We start from the raw sequence: 14,524 nt of genomic DNA on the forward strand, positions 1-14,524 counted from the left end.
CCATGCTCGCTTCGGTGCTGATTGCCAATCGCGGGGAAATCGCCTGCCGCATCATCAAGACCGCCCGCCGCCTGGGCCTGCGCACCATCGCGGTCTACTCCGACGCGGATCGCGACGCGCTGCATGTGCGCCTCGCGGACGAAGCCGTGCATATCGGCCCGGCGCCGAGCGCGGAAAGCTACCTGGTCGGCGAACGCATTCTCGCGGCGGCGAAACAGACGGGTGCGCAGTCCATTCACCCGGGATACGGCTTCCTTTCGGAGAACGCGGCCTTCGCCGAGGCTTGTGAAAAGGCGGGGATCGTCTTTGTCGGTCCCTCGGCACGGGCGATCCGCGCCATGGGGCTCAAGGACGGCGCCAAGGCACTGATGGAAAAGGCCGGCGTGCCCGTCGTTCCCGGCTATCACGGCGAGCGGCAGGAGGCGGAGTTCCTCAAGCGCAAGGCCTATGAGATCGGTTATCCGGTGCTGATCAAGGCGGTTGCGGGCGGCGGCGGCAAGGGGATGCGCCGGGTGGACAAGGCCATCGACTTCGACGCGGCGCTTGCGTCCGCGCAGCGCGAGGCGCAGTCGGCCTTCGGCGATCCGCGCGTGCTCATCGAGAAATTCGTGCTCAATCCGCGTCACATCGAAATCCAGGTCTTCGGTGACGGAAAGGGCAATGCGGTCCATCTCTTCGAACGGGATTGCTCCGCGCAGCGTCGCCACCAGAAGGTTCTGGAGGAGGCGCCGGCCCCGGGCATGACGCCGGAAACCCGGGCCGCCATGGGCGCGGCCGCCGTGGCTGCGGCCCGGGCGGTCGACTATTCCGGTGCCGGGACCATCGAGTTCATCGCCGACGGATCCGGCGCCCTCAGGCCGGACGGTTTCTGGTTCATGGAGATGAACACCCGGCTGCAGGTGGAGCATCCGGTGACGGAACTCGTCACGGGGCAGGATCTGGTGGAATGGCAGTTCCGTGTCGCCTCGGGCGAGGGGCTGCCGCTCGCGCAGGACGAGATCCGGCTGAACGGCCACGCCATCGAGGCCCGTCTCTACGCGGAAGATCCCGACACCGGCTTTCTGCCGTCCACCGGACGGCTCGATGTTCTCGACCTGCCGGAAGGCGAGGGCATTCGCATCGATACCGGCGTGGTCGAGGGAGCCGAAATCTCGGCCTTTTACGACCCGATGATCGCCAAGGTGATCGCCAGCGGCGCCTCGCGCGCCGAGGCGCTGGCGCGGATCGCGGGAGCCTTCGCCAGGAGCCGTATCGCCGGGCCGAAGACGAATCTTGCCTTCCTCGCGCGTCTCGTCGCCGACGAGGAGGTGAAGGCAGGGGGCTTCGACACGGGCCTCATCGACCGCTCGCTTGAAAGCCTCACCGAAGGGGCGGTGTCCGAAGCGGCGGTTGGCAAGGCGGTGCTGTCGCTTCTGGAGGAGCAGGGAACCACCTGCAATGACGCGAACGGCTGGCGGGATCCCTTTGCCGTGGCGGACGCATTCGAACTGACCGGCGAGCGCCGTGTCCAGGTCAGCGTCGAGGTTGACGGCGAGCCGCGAAAGACGAGCGTGCGGTGGGTCGACGGACAGGCCGGCGTTCTCGACGGGCAGGGGCAGCCGCTTGCGGCGGTCGGGGCGGACGTGCGCCGTTGCGGAGACGTCGCCTATGCGATCGAGGCGGGGCGTGCCGTCCGTGTGGCGCTCGTGGACCAGCTTTCCCGCGTCGTCGAGGACGAGGGCGGCGCGGCCGCCATCAAGGCCCCCATGCACGGCAAGGTGATTGCCGTCGATGTTGCCGCCGGAGACACGGTTGCCAAGGGACAGCGGATCGCGGTGGTCGAGGCGATGAAGATGGAACACGCCATCGTTGCCCCGCGCGATGGTGTGGTCGAGAGCGTTTTCGTCAGCGAGGGCGGGCAGGTCGATCAGGGCGCGGCGGTCGCGACCCTTGCTGAGGAGTGAGCGGAAAACCCGCCCGTCTCCGGGCTGCTATGCACCGATCGGGAACAGCCGGCCAACGAGGGCCTCGGGGGTGGTGACCTCGGGGGACCAGCCAAGCAGCCGGCGCGCGCCGTCGCCGCTTGCGACCTGCGAACGGGCATAGCCGGCGGCAACATCGAGATCGGCCGCCAGGTCCGGCGGAGCCTCGTCGTGGGCCAGGTCCAGCCTGAGCCCCAGCCCGTCGCTTACCAGATCCATCAGGTTTCCCACGCTTGCAGCCTCGACACCGCAGCCGATGGCGGTGAGCCGATAGCTGCGCGCCTCGACGGCGCGTACGTAGAGATCGGCGAGATCCTCGGCGTCCACCAGAGGCCAGAGCGTGTCGCGTTCCGCGCGCGTGACGAAGGGGCGTCCGCCCTCGGCCGCCATGCGCATGTCGGCGACGGGGCCACCGTCACGGGCACATACGAGCGCCGGGTGAATCACGGACAGCGCCAGATGCCGGCTTGCGGCAAGCGAGCGGATGGCGTGCACCACATGAGCGAAGGCGGGCAGAGGCGAATAGGCGGTGGCCTCCCGCAAGGGAGTGCCGCGCGTTGGCGGATAGAGCCAGATCCCGCCGGTGTAGACGAGGTGGAACGGTGTCGTTCCATGCGGTGCGTCAATGAGCGCGGCGACCAGCTTGCGTTCGTCCGTCCGGCCCTCGGCGTCGAAGCTGTTGGCAAGATGGACGAAACAGTCCGAGCCGAGCGCCTGGGCCAGCCATTCGCGAGGCGCGCGCAGATCTCCCGACCAGGCCTGGGCGCCCGCCGCGCGCAGCCGTGCGCCAGCCTCCGGCGAGCGGGCCAGCGCGGTCACCCGGTGGCCGCGCGCCACCAGCCTCGCGAGCACTGCCCGTCCGATCGTTCCGGTTCCGCCTGTCAGAAACACCTTCATGGGGCAAATAAAGCGCCGGCGGGCGAGTCGCGCAAGGCGCCTCTTTCGGCTCCGGAGAAGGCGCAGCCTGTGCATAGCGGGCATGAGTGGCCGGTGCGGCGCTTTGCTCGGCGCGTTGGCCCCCTATAACGGAGGGCATGGCTCTGCATATCGTCAAACTCTGCGTCGGCGTCGATTCCGCCGAGGATCTCGCCGCCTGGATCGACTTCCGCGCCGCGGAACAGCGCGAGCAGGGGCTGGAGCCCGAGCAGACCCACACCACGCGCATGGCGCCCGCGCGCCGCGACGAGGTTCTGGACGGCGGTTCGCTCTACTGGGTGATCAAGGGCGCGATCCAGGTGCGGCAGAGGATCGTCGATCTTCGCAGTATCACGGATGCGGCGGGCGTGAAGCGTTGCCAGATCGTTCTCGAGCCGGTGCTTCATCCCACAAGGCCGCAGCCGCGCCGGCCGTTCCAGGGGTGGCGCTACCTGAAGCCCGATGACGCGCCGGCGGACATCGCCCGCCAGGATGCCGTCGCCGATATTCCCGACGCCATGCGCCGCGAACTCATCGAGCTCTGCCTGATATGAGCGGACATTGCCTCGCCGGCCTCAAGCCGGCAGGGTCAATGCCACATTGTCGATGAGACGGGTGGTGCCGAGGCGCGCGGCGACAAGAAGGCGCGCCGAACGCGTTCCCGACGCCAGCGGCGCGAGGGTATCCGCCTCCCGAAGCTCCAGGTAATCGACGTCGAAACCGGACGCTGCAAGGGCTGCGATCGCCTGGTCCAGAAGCGGGGCGGGCGGTACGCCGGCCTCGAGACGCCGGGCGGTGTCGAAGAGAACTTCGGGCAGTCGGGCCGCCGTTGCACGGGTGGCCGTGTCCAGATAGCGGTTGCGCGAGGACATGGCGAGGCCGTCGGGTTCGCGCACCGTCTCGCCGCCCAGCACCTGCACGGGAATGTTCAGGTCGCGCACGAAGCGGCGGATGACGCAAAGCTGCTGGTAGTCCTTCTCGCCGAAGATCGCCACGTCGGGAAGCGCCGCGAGAAGCAGCTTGGTCACCACCAGCGAAACACCGGAAAAGAAATGCGGCCGGCTCGCGCTCTCCAGTCCCTCGGCGGGGCCGCCGACGGAGACCGACGTGGCGAAGCCCTCCGGATACATCTCCGCCCGGCCGGGCATGAAGACGCTCTCGACGCCTTCGGCGGCGAGCTTGTCGAGGTCGCTCTGCTCGTCGCGCGGATAGGCGTCGAAATCCTCGGTCGGGGCGAACTGGGTCGGATTGACGAAGATCGAAACCACCACGTGCTCGGCATGTTCACGCGCGGCGCGCACAAGCGACAGATGCCCCTCGTGCAGCGCGCCCATCGTCGGCACCATCGCGATGCGCGCGCCTTTCGCGCGGGCGGCGGAAAGGTGTTCCCTCAGGGCGGAGATGGTGGGGTGAACCTGCGGTGCACTCATTCCGGCGGTTCCTTTCCTCGCGCGAGTCGACATGCGCCCTCCCTTCGGACGGCAGATGCCTTTTAACGTCTTTTGAACACAGGCGTTTGGATTTTTCCGCAATGCACGCCATATGATTTTTCAAGAACCGGCGGGCAGGAGCAAGGCAGGCGTGAGCAGCAACGGGGACAAGACGGCGGGCAGGGGACAGGGGATACCGGAGCGCCAGGCCGATGCGGCCGGAGGGCAGGGGCCGGTGGCGCGTTCCTCGCAGGGCGGAGCGGTCAGGCCGTCCTCGGGAGCGGATATTTCTTCCTTCCTTCAGGCGGCGGAACAAAGCCGCAAGGAAGTCGGGCGCGGACGCCTGGTCTTCGCGCTCGACGCGACCATGAGCCGTCAGCCGACCTGGGACCGTGCCTGCAATGTGCAGGCGGAAATGTTCGAGGCCGCGTCTGCCTCCGGCGGCCTTGCCATGCAACTCGTGTACTTTCGCGGTTTCGGGGAATGCGGTGCGTCGAAATGGGTCGACAACGGACGCAAGCTCGCGGATCTCATGTCGCGGATCGACTGTCGCGGCGGCACGACCCAGATCCGCAAGGTGCTGCGCCACACGCTCGACGAGGCGCGCCGGCGCAAGGTGCAGGCCCTGGTCTACATCGGCGACTGCGTCGAGGAGGACGTGGACGGGCTGTGCGCGCGGGCGGGCGAGATGGGGGTGCTCGGCGTGCCGGCCTTCGTGTTTCAGGAGGGCGCCGAGTCTCACGCCACACGGGCGTTCCGCGAGATCGCCAGACTGTCCGGCGGCGCGCATTTCGCGCTGGATTCCGGTGCGCCGGGAGAGCTTGCGGCGCTGCTCAAGGCGGCGGCGGTCTATGCGTCGGCGGGACGGGACGGGCTTGAGCGGCTGCGGCGTTCGGGCGATGACGGGGCGCGGCTCTTCCTGAGCCACCTGCGCTGACACCTCGGCGCGCGGGGAACGGAAGCGGGGCCGCAAGGGCCCTTTCGGGAGGCGGAATGGGGTTTTTTCTTCTGGGGCTTGGAGCGCTCGGGCTCCTGCTGATCCTGGCGAGCTTTACCGCCAGTGCGGACACGGCAAGGCTGGCCAGGCAACTCAAGACCTTCGGCGGCATCGGGCTGTTGCTGGCGGCGGCCGGGCTGCTCTTCGCGCGCCGGATCGACCTGGCGATGCTCGCGGGCGGTTTCGGCCTGACGCTTCTGGGCCTGCGCAGGGCGCGGGGCTTTTCCCGGGCGGGAGAAGGGGACGACGCGTCGGGCGACGGTGCCGCGTCCGTGGTGCGGTCGGTGTTCCTCGAGATGCGGCTCGATCACGACAGCGGGGACATGGAAGGGGAGGTTCTGGCCGGCGCCTTCGAGGGGCGCCGACTGTCGGGTCTGTCGCCCGCCGAGCTCAGGTCGCTCTACGGGGAGGTGTCCTCGGACACGGACAGCCGTGCCTTACTCGAAGCTTATCTCGACCGCCGGCAACCCGGCTGGCGTGTAGACTTCGAGGCGGATGGCACAGCGGGGCAGGGAGCCGCGCCGGGCGCGGGCGCCATGACCAAGGAGGAGGCCTACCAGGTTCTGGGGCTTGCGCCCGGCGCCGGCGAGGCGGAAGTCCGTGCGGCGCACCGCAGGCTTATGAAGCGCGTCCATCCCGACCAGGGAGGGAGCGGATTTCTCGCCGCGAAACTCAACGAGGCGAAGGACCTGCTTCTCGATCATGACTGAACTCACAGATACGCGTTACACATTCCAGGGTCCGGCACCGGCAAGCCGATGTGCCGGACCCTCAATCGATACTCACTGATAGATCGCGTAGCAGTTGAACCGCTTGCGCTTCAGGCTCGAACAGGCGTCCCAGGCCGCGGTCTTCGTCTCGAAGCCGACGAAACGGGCCCGGTAGAGCGTGGCGCCACCGCTTTCCACCGGCTCGGTGTAGGGCACATAGCCGCGCAGGCGCGATCCCATGGCGCTGCTGGCCTTCTTGAGCATGGCAACCGCCGCGTCCTCGCTTTCAGCGGCCGCGATCTGCACCTGCCACGCCGGCTTCGGCTCGGCGACGTTGTTGGTCGCAACCGTCACGGACGAGGACTTCGGCGCGTCGGGCAGCGGAACATCCGCGCCCGCGGACGCAACCTGGATCGGCTGGGTGCGAACCTTGCGGATCGCGAGCTCCGGTGCGCGCGGCGTGGGCACCGACGAGGTCGAGGCGTAGGCCATCGTCTTGCGGCGCAGGGCGGCCTGGAGGTCGGGCTTCTGCGGAACGCGGATGATGGATCCGGTCACGATCTCCGGCTCGACGATCGGCTTGGGCGGAAGCGGCACCGGCACGGAGGCCGCCGCGACCTGCGTCATCACGCCCGGCTTCAGGTTCGGCACCGGCACGTCCTTCGGGGACAGCCCGGCAAAGAGCGAGCGGTCGCCAGGCGTCGTCACGTTGGCGACGAGCGAGGGCGCCGTGTAGCGGCCCTTGCTGGCCTTGGGCATGTATTTGCCGATGAGCTTGGTCATCTGCTTGTTGCGCGAGGCGCCGGTGCGCCCGCCCATCACCACGGCCACGATGTGGCGACCGCCGGTCTCCACGTTGGTGACCAGGTTGAAGCCCGAGGCGCGGGTGTAGCCGGTCTTGATGCCGTCCACGCCACGCACGCGGCCGAGAAGCCGGTTGTGGTTGCCGTAGCGGCGGCCCTTGTAGGAGAAGCTGCGGGTGCTGAACAGCTTGAAGTACTTGGGGAAGCGCTGCTTGATGGCGCGGCCGAGCGTCGCCATGTCGCGTGCCGTCGTCACCTGGGCCTTGTTGGGCAGGCCCGAGGGATTGCGGAACGTGGTGCGCTTCATGCCGAGCGCGCGCGCGGTGCGGGTCATGCGCTTGGCGAACTTGGGCACCGAGCCGGACACGTTCTCGGCGACCACCACGGCCACGTCATTGGCCGACTTGGTGACCAGCGCCAGGATCGCGTCCTTCGCACGGATGGAGCTGCCGGGCTTGAGACCCAGCTTGGAGGGCGGACGGCTCGCGGCATAGCGCGACACCTTCAGCGGCGTCTGCATGGACATGCGACCGGCCTCGATCTCCTCGAACAGGAGATAGAGCGTCATGATCTTCGTCAGCGACGCGGGATACCGGCGCACGTCGGCCTTGTAGTCGTACAGGGTACGACCGGTCTTGGCGTCGACGACGAAGCCGGAATACTTGGAGTTCGCGAACGCCGGAACGGCGGTTATTGCGGTGACTCCAAGGACCAGCCCGGCAACGACCGTTCCGCGAAGTCCGATTGCGATTGCGCGTCCGAAACGCCTCACACCTTTACTCAGCACAATGTCACCCCATTCGGGCCAGGTGTTTCGTGTGTCCCGCGGTCCGCCCTGCTGCCGGGCCGTAGGAACCTCTCGCGGTCGGAACGGGATGGCCCGCTTCGTCCGCTCTTCGTCTGTCGTGGCTCTTTTACTCGACCGGCACCGGAGGAGACACCGTGCCGAAAGGCCACATTGTCCATCTTGTCGCAAACACGGTTACGGAAGTGCAAATGCGACCGATGAGTGGATCCGAATGCCAAGGCATCATGCCGTTTTGGCTTCGATCCGTCGATGCCCGAGCGTCGCAAAAGGCGGTTAATGCGCCGTTACCGATGCCGCTTTCCGTTGCCATCCTGCACAAATGACGCGCATGCGACGCGGCGGGACCGGGGCTGGCGGAAAGCCGGGGGCGGCAGGAGGGACGGCATCCCGGCAGTTTCTCTTATGTTGCGCTGCAAAATCAAACCTTGACAAATTTTGTGCACTGCATAAATTTCGGGTGCTGCAGACGCGTGCGCCCGGTTCTCGGGCCTGAGGGGGTTCCTGCGCGGTCCCGGCCACTGTCGCAGCTCATGAGAGACAGCGAGCCGTTCCGGCGATTTTGGGCGGATGTCGGTGCGGTCTCGGGATCAATCGAAAGAGGTCACCATGATGAACGGTTTCGACGATATGCAGAAGCTCTCCAAGGACAGCATGGATGTCATGATGCAGAGCTTCGGCGCCATGACCAAGGGCATGCAGGCCATCGCCACCGAGGTCGCCGACTACCAGAAGAAGTCCTTTGAGGACAGCTCCGCCGCGCTCGAGAAGCTCGTCGCCGCCAAGTCGCTCGACAAGGCCTTCGAGGCGCAGAGCGACTACGTGAAGGGCGCCTACGAGTCCTTCGTCGGCGAGGCCACGAAGATCGGCGAGATGTATTCCGAGCTCGCCAAGGAAGCCTACAAGCCCTACGAGGGCGTGATGGCCAAGGTCGGCAAGTAAGTTTCCAGACCGGGACGGGCGGTTGCTGCCCGTCTTTGTCGTGCGGCCGGATCTCCGGCCGCCGCATGTTCAAGCGCCCGCCTCGCGGGCGCTTTTTCTTTTTCTCCCCGGACATTGCAGGGATGGCGGTCGCGGCGAAGCGCGGCACGCCGCCCTCGCGGCCCCCGACGTTCGCAAGGCATCCCCGGCCGCGTCCGGGCGACCGTTTGCCGACAACACATTTTCGTGTCTCGCGCTCGCTGGTCGCAGGCCATTGAGGTTCAAGCCGGATGCCATACATTAGGATGACGACCGCGTCGGCGAAGCGGGCCGATCCGCCGGCGGATCGTTTCCGTAGATCCCGAGGCAGGGGTTTGCGGAAATACCCGTCGCCCGGCACATGCGGCTTTCTGGCGATGCGGCAGGACCCCCATCGGGTCCGAGAAAACTTGCGAACCGGGACCAGAGACCGGAACCAACGACAGGGGCGACCCGCAACGACGGGCTTTGGAGTGGCGATGACGAAGGGATCCCAGCATGGCGACGGCGACGACACAGGCAATCTGGTCGTCACCAAGACCAGAACCGTCGCCAAGCGGCCGAACCTTTATCGCGTCCTTCTCCTCAATGACGACTACACGCCCATGGAATTCGTCGTGCACGTGGTGGAACGGTTTTTTCAGAAGAACCGGGAGGAAGCCACGCGCATTATGTTGCACGTCCATCACCACGGAGTGGGGGAGTGCGGTGTCTACACCTATGAGGTCGCGGAGACCAAGGTGACGCAGGTCATGGACTTTGCGCGCAAACACCAGCATCCTCTCCAGTGTGTAATGGAAAAGAAATAGGGGGCACCCGTGCCTTCATTCTCGAGAAGCCTTGAAAAGGCCCTGCATCAGGCCCTGTCCTTCGCCAACGAGCGTCAGCAGGAATACGCGACGCTCGAACACCTCCTGCTCGCCCTCGTGGAAGACCAGGACGCGGCGGCGGTCATGCGCGCGTGCAACGTCGACCTCGACGCGCTCAAGCGGAACCTGGTCGAATACATCGACACCGAACTCGAGAACCTTATCGTCGAGGGCGACGAGGACTCCAAGCCGACGGCCGGTTTCCAGCGCGTGATCCAGCGCGCAGTGATCCACGTCCAGTCGTCGGGCCGCGAGGAGGTGACGGGCGCCAACGTGCTCGTGGCGATCTTCGCCGAGCGCGAGAGCCATGCGGCCTACTTCCTGCAGGAGCAGGACATGACCCGTTACGACGCGGTCAACTACATCTCGCATGGCATCGCGAAGCGCTCCGGCATGTCCGAGGCGCGCCCGGTGCGCGGCGCCGACGAGGAAGCCGCCACCGAGGAAGGCGTGGAGAAGCCCAAGCAGAAGACGGACGCGCTTGAGGCCTATTGCGTCAACCTGAACGAAAAGGCCGCCGCGGGCCGTATCGATCCGCTGATCGGTCGCGACCAGGAGATCTCGCGCACGATCCAGATCCTGTGCCGGCGCTCCAAGAACAACCCGTTGTTCGTGGGCGATCCGGGCGTGGGCAAGACCGCCATCGCGGAAGGTCTGGCCAAGCGTATCGTCGACAAGGACGTCCCGGACGTGCTGCTCGACGCCACCATCTTCTCGCTCGACATGGGCGCGCTGCTCGCCGGGACCCGCTATCGCGGCGATTTCGAGGAGCGGCTGAAGCAGGTCGTGAAGGAGATCGAGGACTATCCCGGCGCGGTGATGTTCATCGACGAGATCCACACGGTGATCGGCGCGGGCGCGACGTCGGGCGGGGCGATGGACGCCTCGAACCTGCTCAAGCCGGCGCTTGCCTCGGGCTCCATCCGTTGCGTGGGCTCGACCACCTACAAGGAGTACCGCCAGTTCTTCGAGAAGGACCGCGCGTTGCTGCGCCGGTTCCAGAAGATCGACGTGAACGAGCCGACCGTCGAGGACGCCATCGAGATCCTGAAGGGGCTGAAGCCCTACTTCGAGACGTTCCACAAGGTCCGCTATACCAATGACGCCATCAAGACGGCGGTGGAGCTGTCCTCGCGCTACATCAACGACCGCAAGCTGCCGGACAAGGCGATCGACGTGATCGACGAGTCCGGGGCCTCGCAGAAGCTCGTTCCCGAGGGGCGCCGCCGCAAGACCATCGGCGTCAAGGAGATCGAGGCGACGGTCGCCTCCATGGCCCGCATTCCGCCGAAGTCGGTCTCCAAGTCGGACGCGGAGGTCCTGTCCAACCTGACCGATACGCTGAAGCGCATGGTCTACGGCCAGGACGCGGCGATCGCCGCGCTGTCGACCTCGATCAAGCTCGCCCGCGCGGGTCTGCGCGAGCCGGACAAGCCGATCGGCAACTACCTGTTCACCGGCCCGACCGGCGTCGGCAAGACCGAGGTTGCCCGCCAGCTTGCCGCGTCGCTCGGCGTGGAGCTGCTGCGCTTCGACATGTCGGAGTACATGGAACGCCACACGGTGTCGCGGCTCATCGGCGCGCCTCCGGGCTATGTCGGCTTCGATCAGGGCGGTCTGCTGACGGATGGTGTCGACCAGCACCCGCATTGCGTGCTGCTGCTTGACGAGATCGAGAAGGCCCATCCGGACCTGTACAACATCCTGTTGCAGGTCATGGACCACGGCAAGCTCACCGATCACAACGGCAAGCAGGTCGATTTCCGAAACGTCATCCTCATCATGACGACGAATGCCGGCGCCGCCGACATGGCCAAGGCCCCGATCGGCTTCAACCGGGTCAAGCGCGAAGGTGACGACAAGGAAGCGATCAACCGCCTGTTCACGCCGGAGTTCCGCAACCGGCTCGACGCGGTCATCACCTTCGGCAGCCTGCCGACGGAGGTCGTGCACCGGATCGTCGAGAAGTTCGTCATGCAGCTCGAGGCCCAGCTCGCGGATCGCGGCGTGACCTTCGAGCTGACGGAGAACGCCATCGCGTGGCTCGCCGACAAGGGATACGACGAGCAGATGGGCGCCCGCCCGCTGTCCCGCGTCATCCAGGAGCACATCAAGCGGCCGCTCGCCGACGAGGTGCTGTTCGGCAAGCTCAAGAAGGGCGGCACCGTCAAGGTGTCGGTCTCCGAGGACGCGGAAGGGCTGCTTCTGGAGAGTGTCGAGGATCCCGTCGTCAAGCCGAAGGCGGAGAAGCCCAAGACCGCCAAGCCGAAGCGCAGGCGCAAGCCCGCGGCCAGGAAGGCGTCCTCCCCGGACCAGTCCGGTGACGGCGATGACGGCACGTCCGGCGGCGGATCGTCGAAGGGCGGCCCGTCGGGTGGCGGCGGCGGCAAGCGCAGCCTGGTTCCCAAGGTCCCGCTGGCCGACTGAGACCGGCCTGGCCACATGGACCCGGCCGCATGACACGAGAACGCGAACGGCACCCTTGCGGTGCCGTTTTGCATTTGCCGGGCAAACTGCTAGGAAGAAAGGGATGCAGGGGCCGTCCGTTTTGTCCCGTTCCGCTTTTTCCACCTTGCCGTTTCGTCGCAAGGCTCCCGCCACAAGGTCCCGATGTCGACCGATCCCGTCTCCCAGAAAGGCGCGTCCGCCGCGTCGGAGCCCCCCAAGTCCGGCTGGTACTGGGCCTTCCGGGGAATGCGGTCGGCGGTGTCGATCCCGGCTCTCATCCTCACGGCCGCCTTTGTCGGTTATGCCTCGCTGGCGCGCGAAAGCGGGCTGACGCTCGGCCAGACGCTGGCCATGACCGGCCTCGTGTGGGCGCTGCCGAGCATCGTGGTGCTCACCGGTGCCATCACCACCGGGCTTGGCATGGTGCCGGCCGCGATTGCCGTCGCGCTCGCGTCCGTGCGTCTCATGCCCATGACGATGGCGCTCATGCCGATCCTGCGCGGCGAGGGGAAGGTGCGCCGGCTGCCGATGCTGTTCGCCTCGCATTTCGTCGCGGTGACGGCCTGGGTTTTCGCCATGCGCAATTTGGAAAGCCTGCCGAGACCGGCGCGGCTGCCGTTCTTCGTCGGCTTCGGAGGGTCGCTGACCGGCTTCGTCTTCTGCATGACGGGCGTGTCCTACATGCTGGTCGACGGAATGCCGCCGATGGTGGCGGGCGCGCTGTCGATGCTCACGCCGATCTACTTCCTGTGCTCCATGTGGAGCGCGGCGCGGGTTTCCGCCGACAAGGCGGCGCTCATCGTCGGGCTGGTTCTCGGCCCCGTGTTCTATCTCTACGCGCCGGGCCTCGACCTGCTGTGGACGGGGCTGGTGGGCGGAACGCTCGCCTACGGGGCGACACGCCTTGCGCGGAGGGGGTGGTGATGAGCCTCACTGATCCCTGGTGGTGGCCCTATGCGATGATCCTTGTCGCGGGCTGGCTGGCGACGGACATCTGGCGCTGGCTCGGCGTCTTCGCCAGCGGCAAGCTGCGCGAGGACAGCGAGCTGTTCATCTACGTGCGCTGCGTGGCGACGGCGCTTGTCGCGGGCGTGATCGCCCGGTTGATCCTGTTTCCCATCGGCGCGCTTGCCGAAACGCCCATGGCGCTCAGGATGGCGGCGGTGGCGATCGGGTTTGCGGCCTATCTCGGCAGCCGCGAGAAGATCGTCGTCGGCGTGGCCGTCGCCGATGCGATCCTCGTTGGCGGCTGGCTCCTTCTCGGCGGCGGCTGAAGAGGGAAAGGGCTGCTGACACCAGGCTGTCAGCAGCGCCCTGTCATGGTCTTTCCGCCGGCGCACTGGCGCGCCGCGCCCTTGGGAGAAAGACCGGATGTCCTCCGATACGCTGACGCTTCACTACGCCCCCCAGACCCGTGCCTCGACCGCGCGCGTGCTGCTCGATGAACTTGGCGCGCCCTACGAACTCGATATTCTCAACATGCATGCCGGCGAGCTGAAGTCCCCGGCGTTCCTTGCCGTCAACCCGCTCGGCAAGGTGCCGGCGCTCACGCATGGCGACACGGTGGTGACCGAATCCGTCGCCATTGCGCTGTATCTGGGAGATCTTTTCCCGCAGGCCGGCCTGACCCCCATGCCGGGCGATCCGCGCCGTGGCGCCTATCTGCGCTGGATGACGATCTATGCGGCCTGTTTCGAGCCGGCCGTGATCGACAAGGCCGCGGGGCACGTGCCGTCGGCCGTGCAATCGCCCTACGGAACCTATGAGGGGGTGGTGGACCTTCTGGCCGGCCAGCTCGGCAAAGCGGCCTACCTTCTCGGTGACGAGATCACGGTCGCCGACATTCACTGGGGCGCCGCGCTGCACTGGACGCTGATGTTCAATCTCGTGCCCGGTCTTCCGGTCTTCACCGACTACACCCGCCGTGTCACGTCGCGGGAGAGTTTCCAGAAGGTCTTTGCCGACGATGCGCGGCTTGCCGCCGAGCATGAGGCCGCCGCCGGAGCGGCGGCAGCCGCAAGCTGAGAAAAGCCGGACAGGGTCAGGCGAGGGCGGCGCGGATCCGCTTGGCGTTGGCGGCCAGGACCGCCTGATCGGCCATCTCGCCGGTGTGCGGGCGCAGCGGCACGTCGCTGAAGCGTGGAATCACATGCACATGGGTGTGGAACACCACCTGCCCGCCGGCACTCTCGGAGAACTGCTGAATGGTCGTGCCGTCGGCGTCGAAAGCGGCGACGACGGCACGCGCCATCTTCTTCACCGTGGCCATGACCGCGAAAAGGTCTTTCTCGGCGATGTCGAGAATGTTGCGCGACGGGGCCTTGGGAATCACAAGCACGTGGCCGTCGCCACGCGGCATGATGTCCATGATGACAAGCGTCGCCTCGTCCTCGTAGACCTTCTCCGCCGGCAGCTCGCCGCGCAGGATCTTGGCGAAGACATTCTGGTCGTCATAGGCGGCAGTCGTGTCGATCGTCATCCCGGGATCTCCGTTCGAGGGGCGCGCCGTGTCCCGATGCGGAACGGCGTGCCGGATCATGTCGTCTTCTTGGCAGCACAGGCGCGCGGGCGGTTCAAGTTCTGAATCAGATTCAAGCTCACAATCCGATTCAACTTGCAGCCCGAG

The 14,524-nt window shown here is 66.7% G+C and carries 14 protein-coding genes; 10 read left to right on the forward strand and 4 right to left on the reverse strand.

Annotated elements, in window-relative coordinates; translation table 11 throughout:
- Positions 1-2 precede the first annotated feature (2 nt).
- Positions 3-1,943 (forward strand): acetyl/propionyl/methylcrotonyl-CoA carboxylase subunit alpha, encoded by a 1,941-nt coding sequence (locus ACYX4S_RS05780; protein WP_476362206.1) that lies wholly within the window; start codon positions 3-5, stop codon positions 1,941-1,943.
- 27 nt (positions 1,944-1,970) lie between these two features.
- On the opposite strand, the gene ACYX4S_RS05785 is transcribed toward ACYX4S_RS05780, so the two are convergent.
- Positions 1,971-2,858 (reverse strand): NAD-dependent epimerase/dehydratase family protein, encoded by an 888-nt coding sequence (locus ACYX4S_RS05785; protein ID WP_476362207.1) that lies wholly within the window; start codon positions 2,856-2,858, stop codon positions 1,971-1,973.
- A gap of 137 nt (positions 2,859-2,995) precedes the next feature.
- Between ACYX4S_RS05785 and ACYX4S_RS05790 the strand changes: the two genes are divergently transcribed.
- A complete protein-coding gene (locus ACYX4S_RS05790) occupies positions 2,996-3,430 on the forward strand; it encodes a DUF1489 family protein (protein WP_476362208.1) in 435 nt (144 codons plus the stop codon).
- Between the two features lie 21 nt (positions 3,431-3,451).
- Here ACYX4S_RS05790 and panC read toward each other — a convergent pair whose 3' ends face one another.
- Entirely contained in the window at positions 3,452-4,306 is an 855-nt protein-coding gene (gene panC, locus ACYX4S_RS05795) for a pantoate--beta-alanine ligase (RefSeq protein ID WP_476362209.1), read from the reverse strand.
- A 151-nt stretch (positions 4,307-4,457) separates the two neighbouring features.
- Here panC and ACYX4S_RS05800 point away from each other — a divergent pair, with 151 nt between their 5' ends.
- Together ACYX4S_RS05800 and ACYX4S_RS05805 are read left to right on the forward strand one after the other, a co-directional pair.
- Positions 4,458-5,243, forward strand: a complete 786-nt coding sequence (locus tag ACYX4S_RS05800; RefSeq protein WP_476362210.1) for a vWA domain-containing protein — start codon at positions 4,458-4,460, stop codon at positions 5,241-5,243.
- 56 nt (positions 5,244-5,299) lie between these two features.
- Positions 5,300-6,013 carry a DnaJ domain-containing protein gene (locus ACYX4S_RS05805; RefSeq protein WP_476362211.1) on the forward strand — a complete coding sequence of 238 codons (714 nt, stop codon included), beginning with the start codon at positions 5,300-5,302 and terminating at the stop codon, positions 6,011-6,013.
- Between the two features lie 72 nt (positions 6,014-6,085).
- Here ACYX4S_RS05805 and ACYX4S_RS05810 read toward each other — a convergent pair whose 3' ends face one another.
- Positions 6,086-7,588, reverse strand: coding sequence for a serine hydrolase (locus tag ACYX4S_RS05810; protein ID WP_476362212.1), 1,503 nt, complete (start codon positions 7,586-7,588; stop codon positions 6,086-6,088).
- Positions 7,589-8,233: 645 nt separating this feature from the next.
- Between ACYX4S_RS05810 and ACYX4S_RS05815 the strand changes: the two genes are divergently transcribed.
- From ACYX4S_RS05815 to ACYX4S_RS05840, 6 genes are all read left to right on the forward strand, one after another.
- On the forward strand, positions 8,234-8,563 hold the full coding sequence (locus tag ACYX4S_RS05815; RefSeq protein ID WP_476362824.1) for a phasin family protein: 330 nt from the start codon (positions 8,234-8,236) through the stop codon (positions 8,561-8,563).
- A gap of 497 nt (positions 8,564-9,060) precedes the next feature.
- A complete protein-coding gene (gene clpS / locus ACYX4S_RS05820) occupies positions 9,061-9,390 on the forward strand; it encodes an ATP-dependent Clp protease adapter ClpS (RefSeq protein WP_293718326.1) in 330 nt (109 codons plus the stop codon).
- A 9-nt stretch (positions 9,391-9,399) separates the two neighbouring features.
- The gene (clpA, locus tag ACYX4S_RS05825) at positions 9,400-11,877 is read left to right on the forward strand and encodes an ATP-dependent Clp protease ATP-binding subunit ClpA (protein ID WP_293718328.1); all 2,478 of its coding nucleotides are present in this window, start codon (positions 9,400-9,402) and stop codon (positions 11,875-11,877) included.
- Between the two features lie 183 nt (positions 11,878-12,060).
- Positions 12,061-12,822, forward strand: coding sequence for an AzlC family ABC transporter permease (locus tag ACYX4S_RS05830; RefSeq protein ID WP_476362213.1), 762 nt, complete (start codon positions 12,061-12,063; stop codon positions 12,820-12,822).
- A complete protein-coding gene (locus tag ACYX4S_RS05835; protein WP_476362214.1) occupies positions 12,822-13,172 on the forward strand; it encodes an AzlD domain-containing protein in 351 nt (116 codons plus the stop codon). The genes ACYX4S_RS05830 and ACYX4S_RS05835 overlap by 1 nt, the downstream gene beginning before the upstream one ends.
- Positions 13,173-13,269: 97 nt before the next feature.
- Positions 13,270-13,923 carry a glutathione S-transferase family protein gene (locus tag ACYX4S_RS05840; protein WP_476362215.1) on the forward strand — a complete coding sequence of 218 codons (654 nt, stop codon included), beginning with the start codon at positions 13,270-13,272 and terminating at the stop codon, positions 13,921-13,923.
- A 16-nt stretch (positions 13,924-13,939) separates the two neighbouring features.
- On the opposite strand, the gene ACYX4S_RS05845 is transcribed toward ACYX4S_RS05840, so the two are convergent.
- On the reverse strand, positions 13,940-14,377 hold the full coding sequence (locus ACYX4S_RS05845) for an HIT family protein (protein WP_293718336.1): 438 nt from the start codon (positions 14,375-14,377) through the stop codon (positions 13,940-13,942).
- Between the last annotated feature and the right edge of the window lie 147 nt (positions 14,378-14,524).

This window comes from Stappia sp. ABD4_338, from assembly GCF_056312175.1.

Coding starts and splice junctions, on each gene's coding strand:
- ACYX4S_RS05780 (WP_476362206.1), top strand. CDS start 3: ATGCTCGCTTCGGTGCTGATTGCCAATCGCGGGGAAATCGCCTGCCGC.
- ACYX4S_RS05840 (WP_476362215.1), top strand. CDS start 13,270: ATGTCCTCCGATACGCTGACGCTTCACTACGCCCCCCAGACCCGTGCC.
- ACYX4S_RS05830 (WP_476362213.1), top strand. CDS start 12,061: ATGTCGACCGATCCCGTCTCCCAGAAAGGCGCGTCCGCCGCGTCGGAG.
- ACYX4S_RS05790 (WP_476362208.1), top strand. CDS start 2,996: ATGGCTCTGCATATCGTCAAACTCTGCGTCGGCGTCGATTCCGCCGAG.
- ACYX4S_RS05835 (WP_476362214.1), top strand. CDS start 12,822: ATGAGCCTCACTGATCCCTGGTGGTGGCCCTATGCGATGATCCTTGTC.
- ACYX4S_RS05805 (WP_476362211.1), top strand. CDS start 5,300: ATGGGGTTTTTTCTTCTGGGGCTTGGAGCGCTCGGGCTCCTGCTGATC.
- panC (WP_476362209.1), bottom strand. CDS start 4,306: ATGAGTGCACCGCAGGTTCACCCCACCATCTCCGCCCTGAGGGAACAC.
- ACYX4S_RS05815 (WP_476362824.1), top strand. CDS start 8,234: ATGAACGGTTTCGACGATATGCAGAAGCTCTCCAAGGACAGCATGGAT.
- clpS (WP_293718326.1), top strand. CDS start 9,061: ATGACGAAGGGATCCCAGCATGGCGACGGCGACGACACAGGCAATCTG.
- ACYX4S_RS05785 (WP_476362207.1), bottom strand. CDS start 2,858: ATGAAGGTGTTTCTGACAGGCGGAACCGGAACGATCGGACGGGCAGTG.
- ACYX4S_RS05845 (WP_293718336.1), bottom strand. CDS start 14,377: ATGACGATCGACACGACTGCCGCCTATGACGACCAGAATGTCTTCGCC.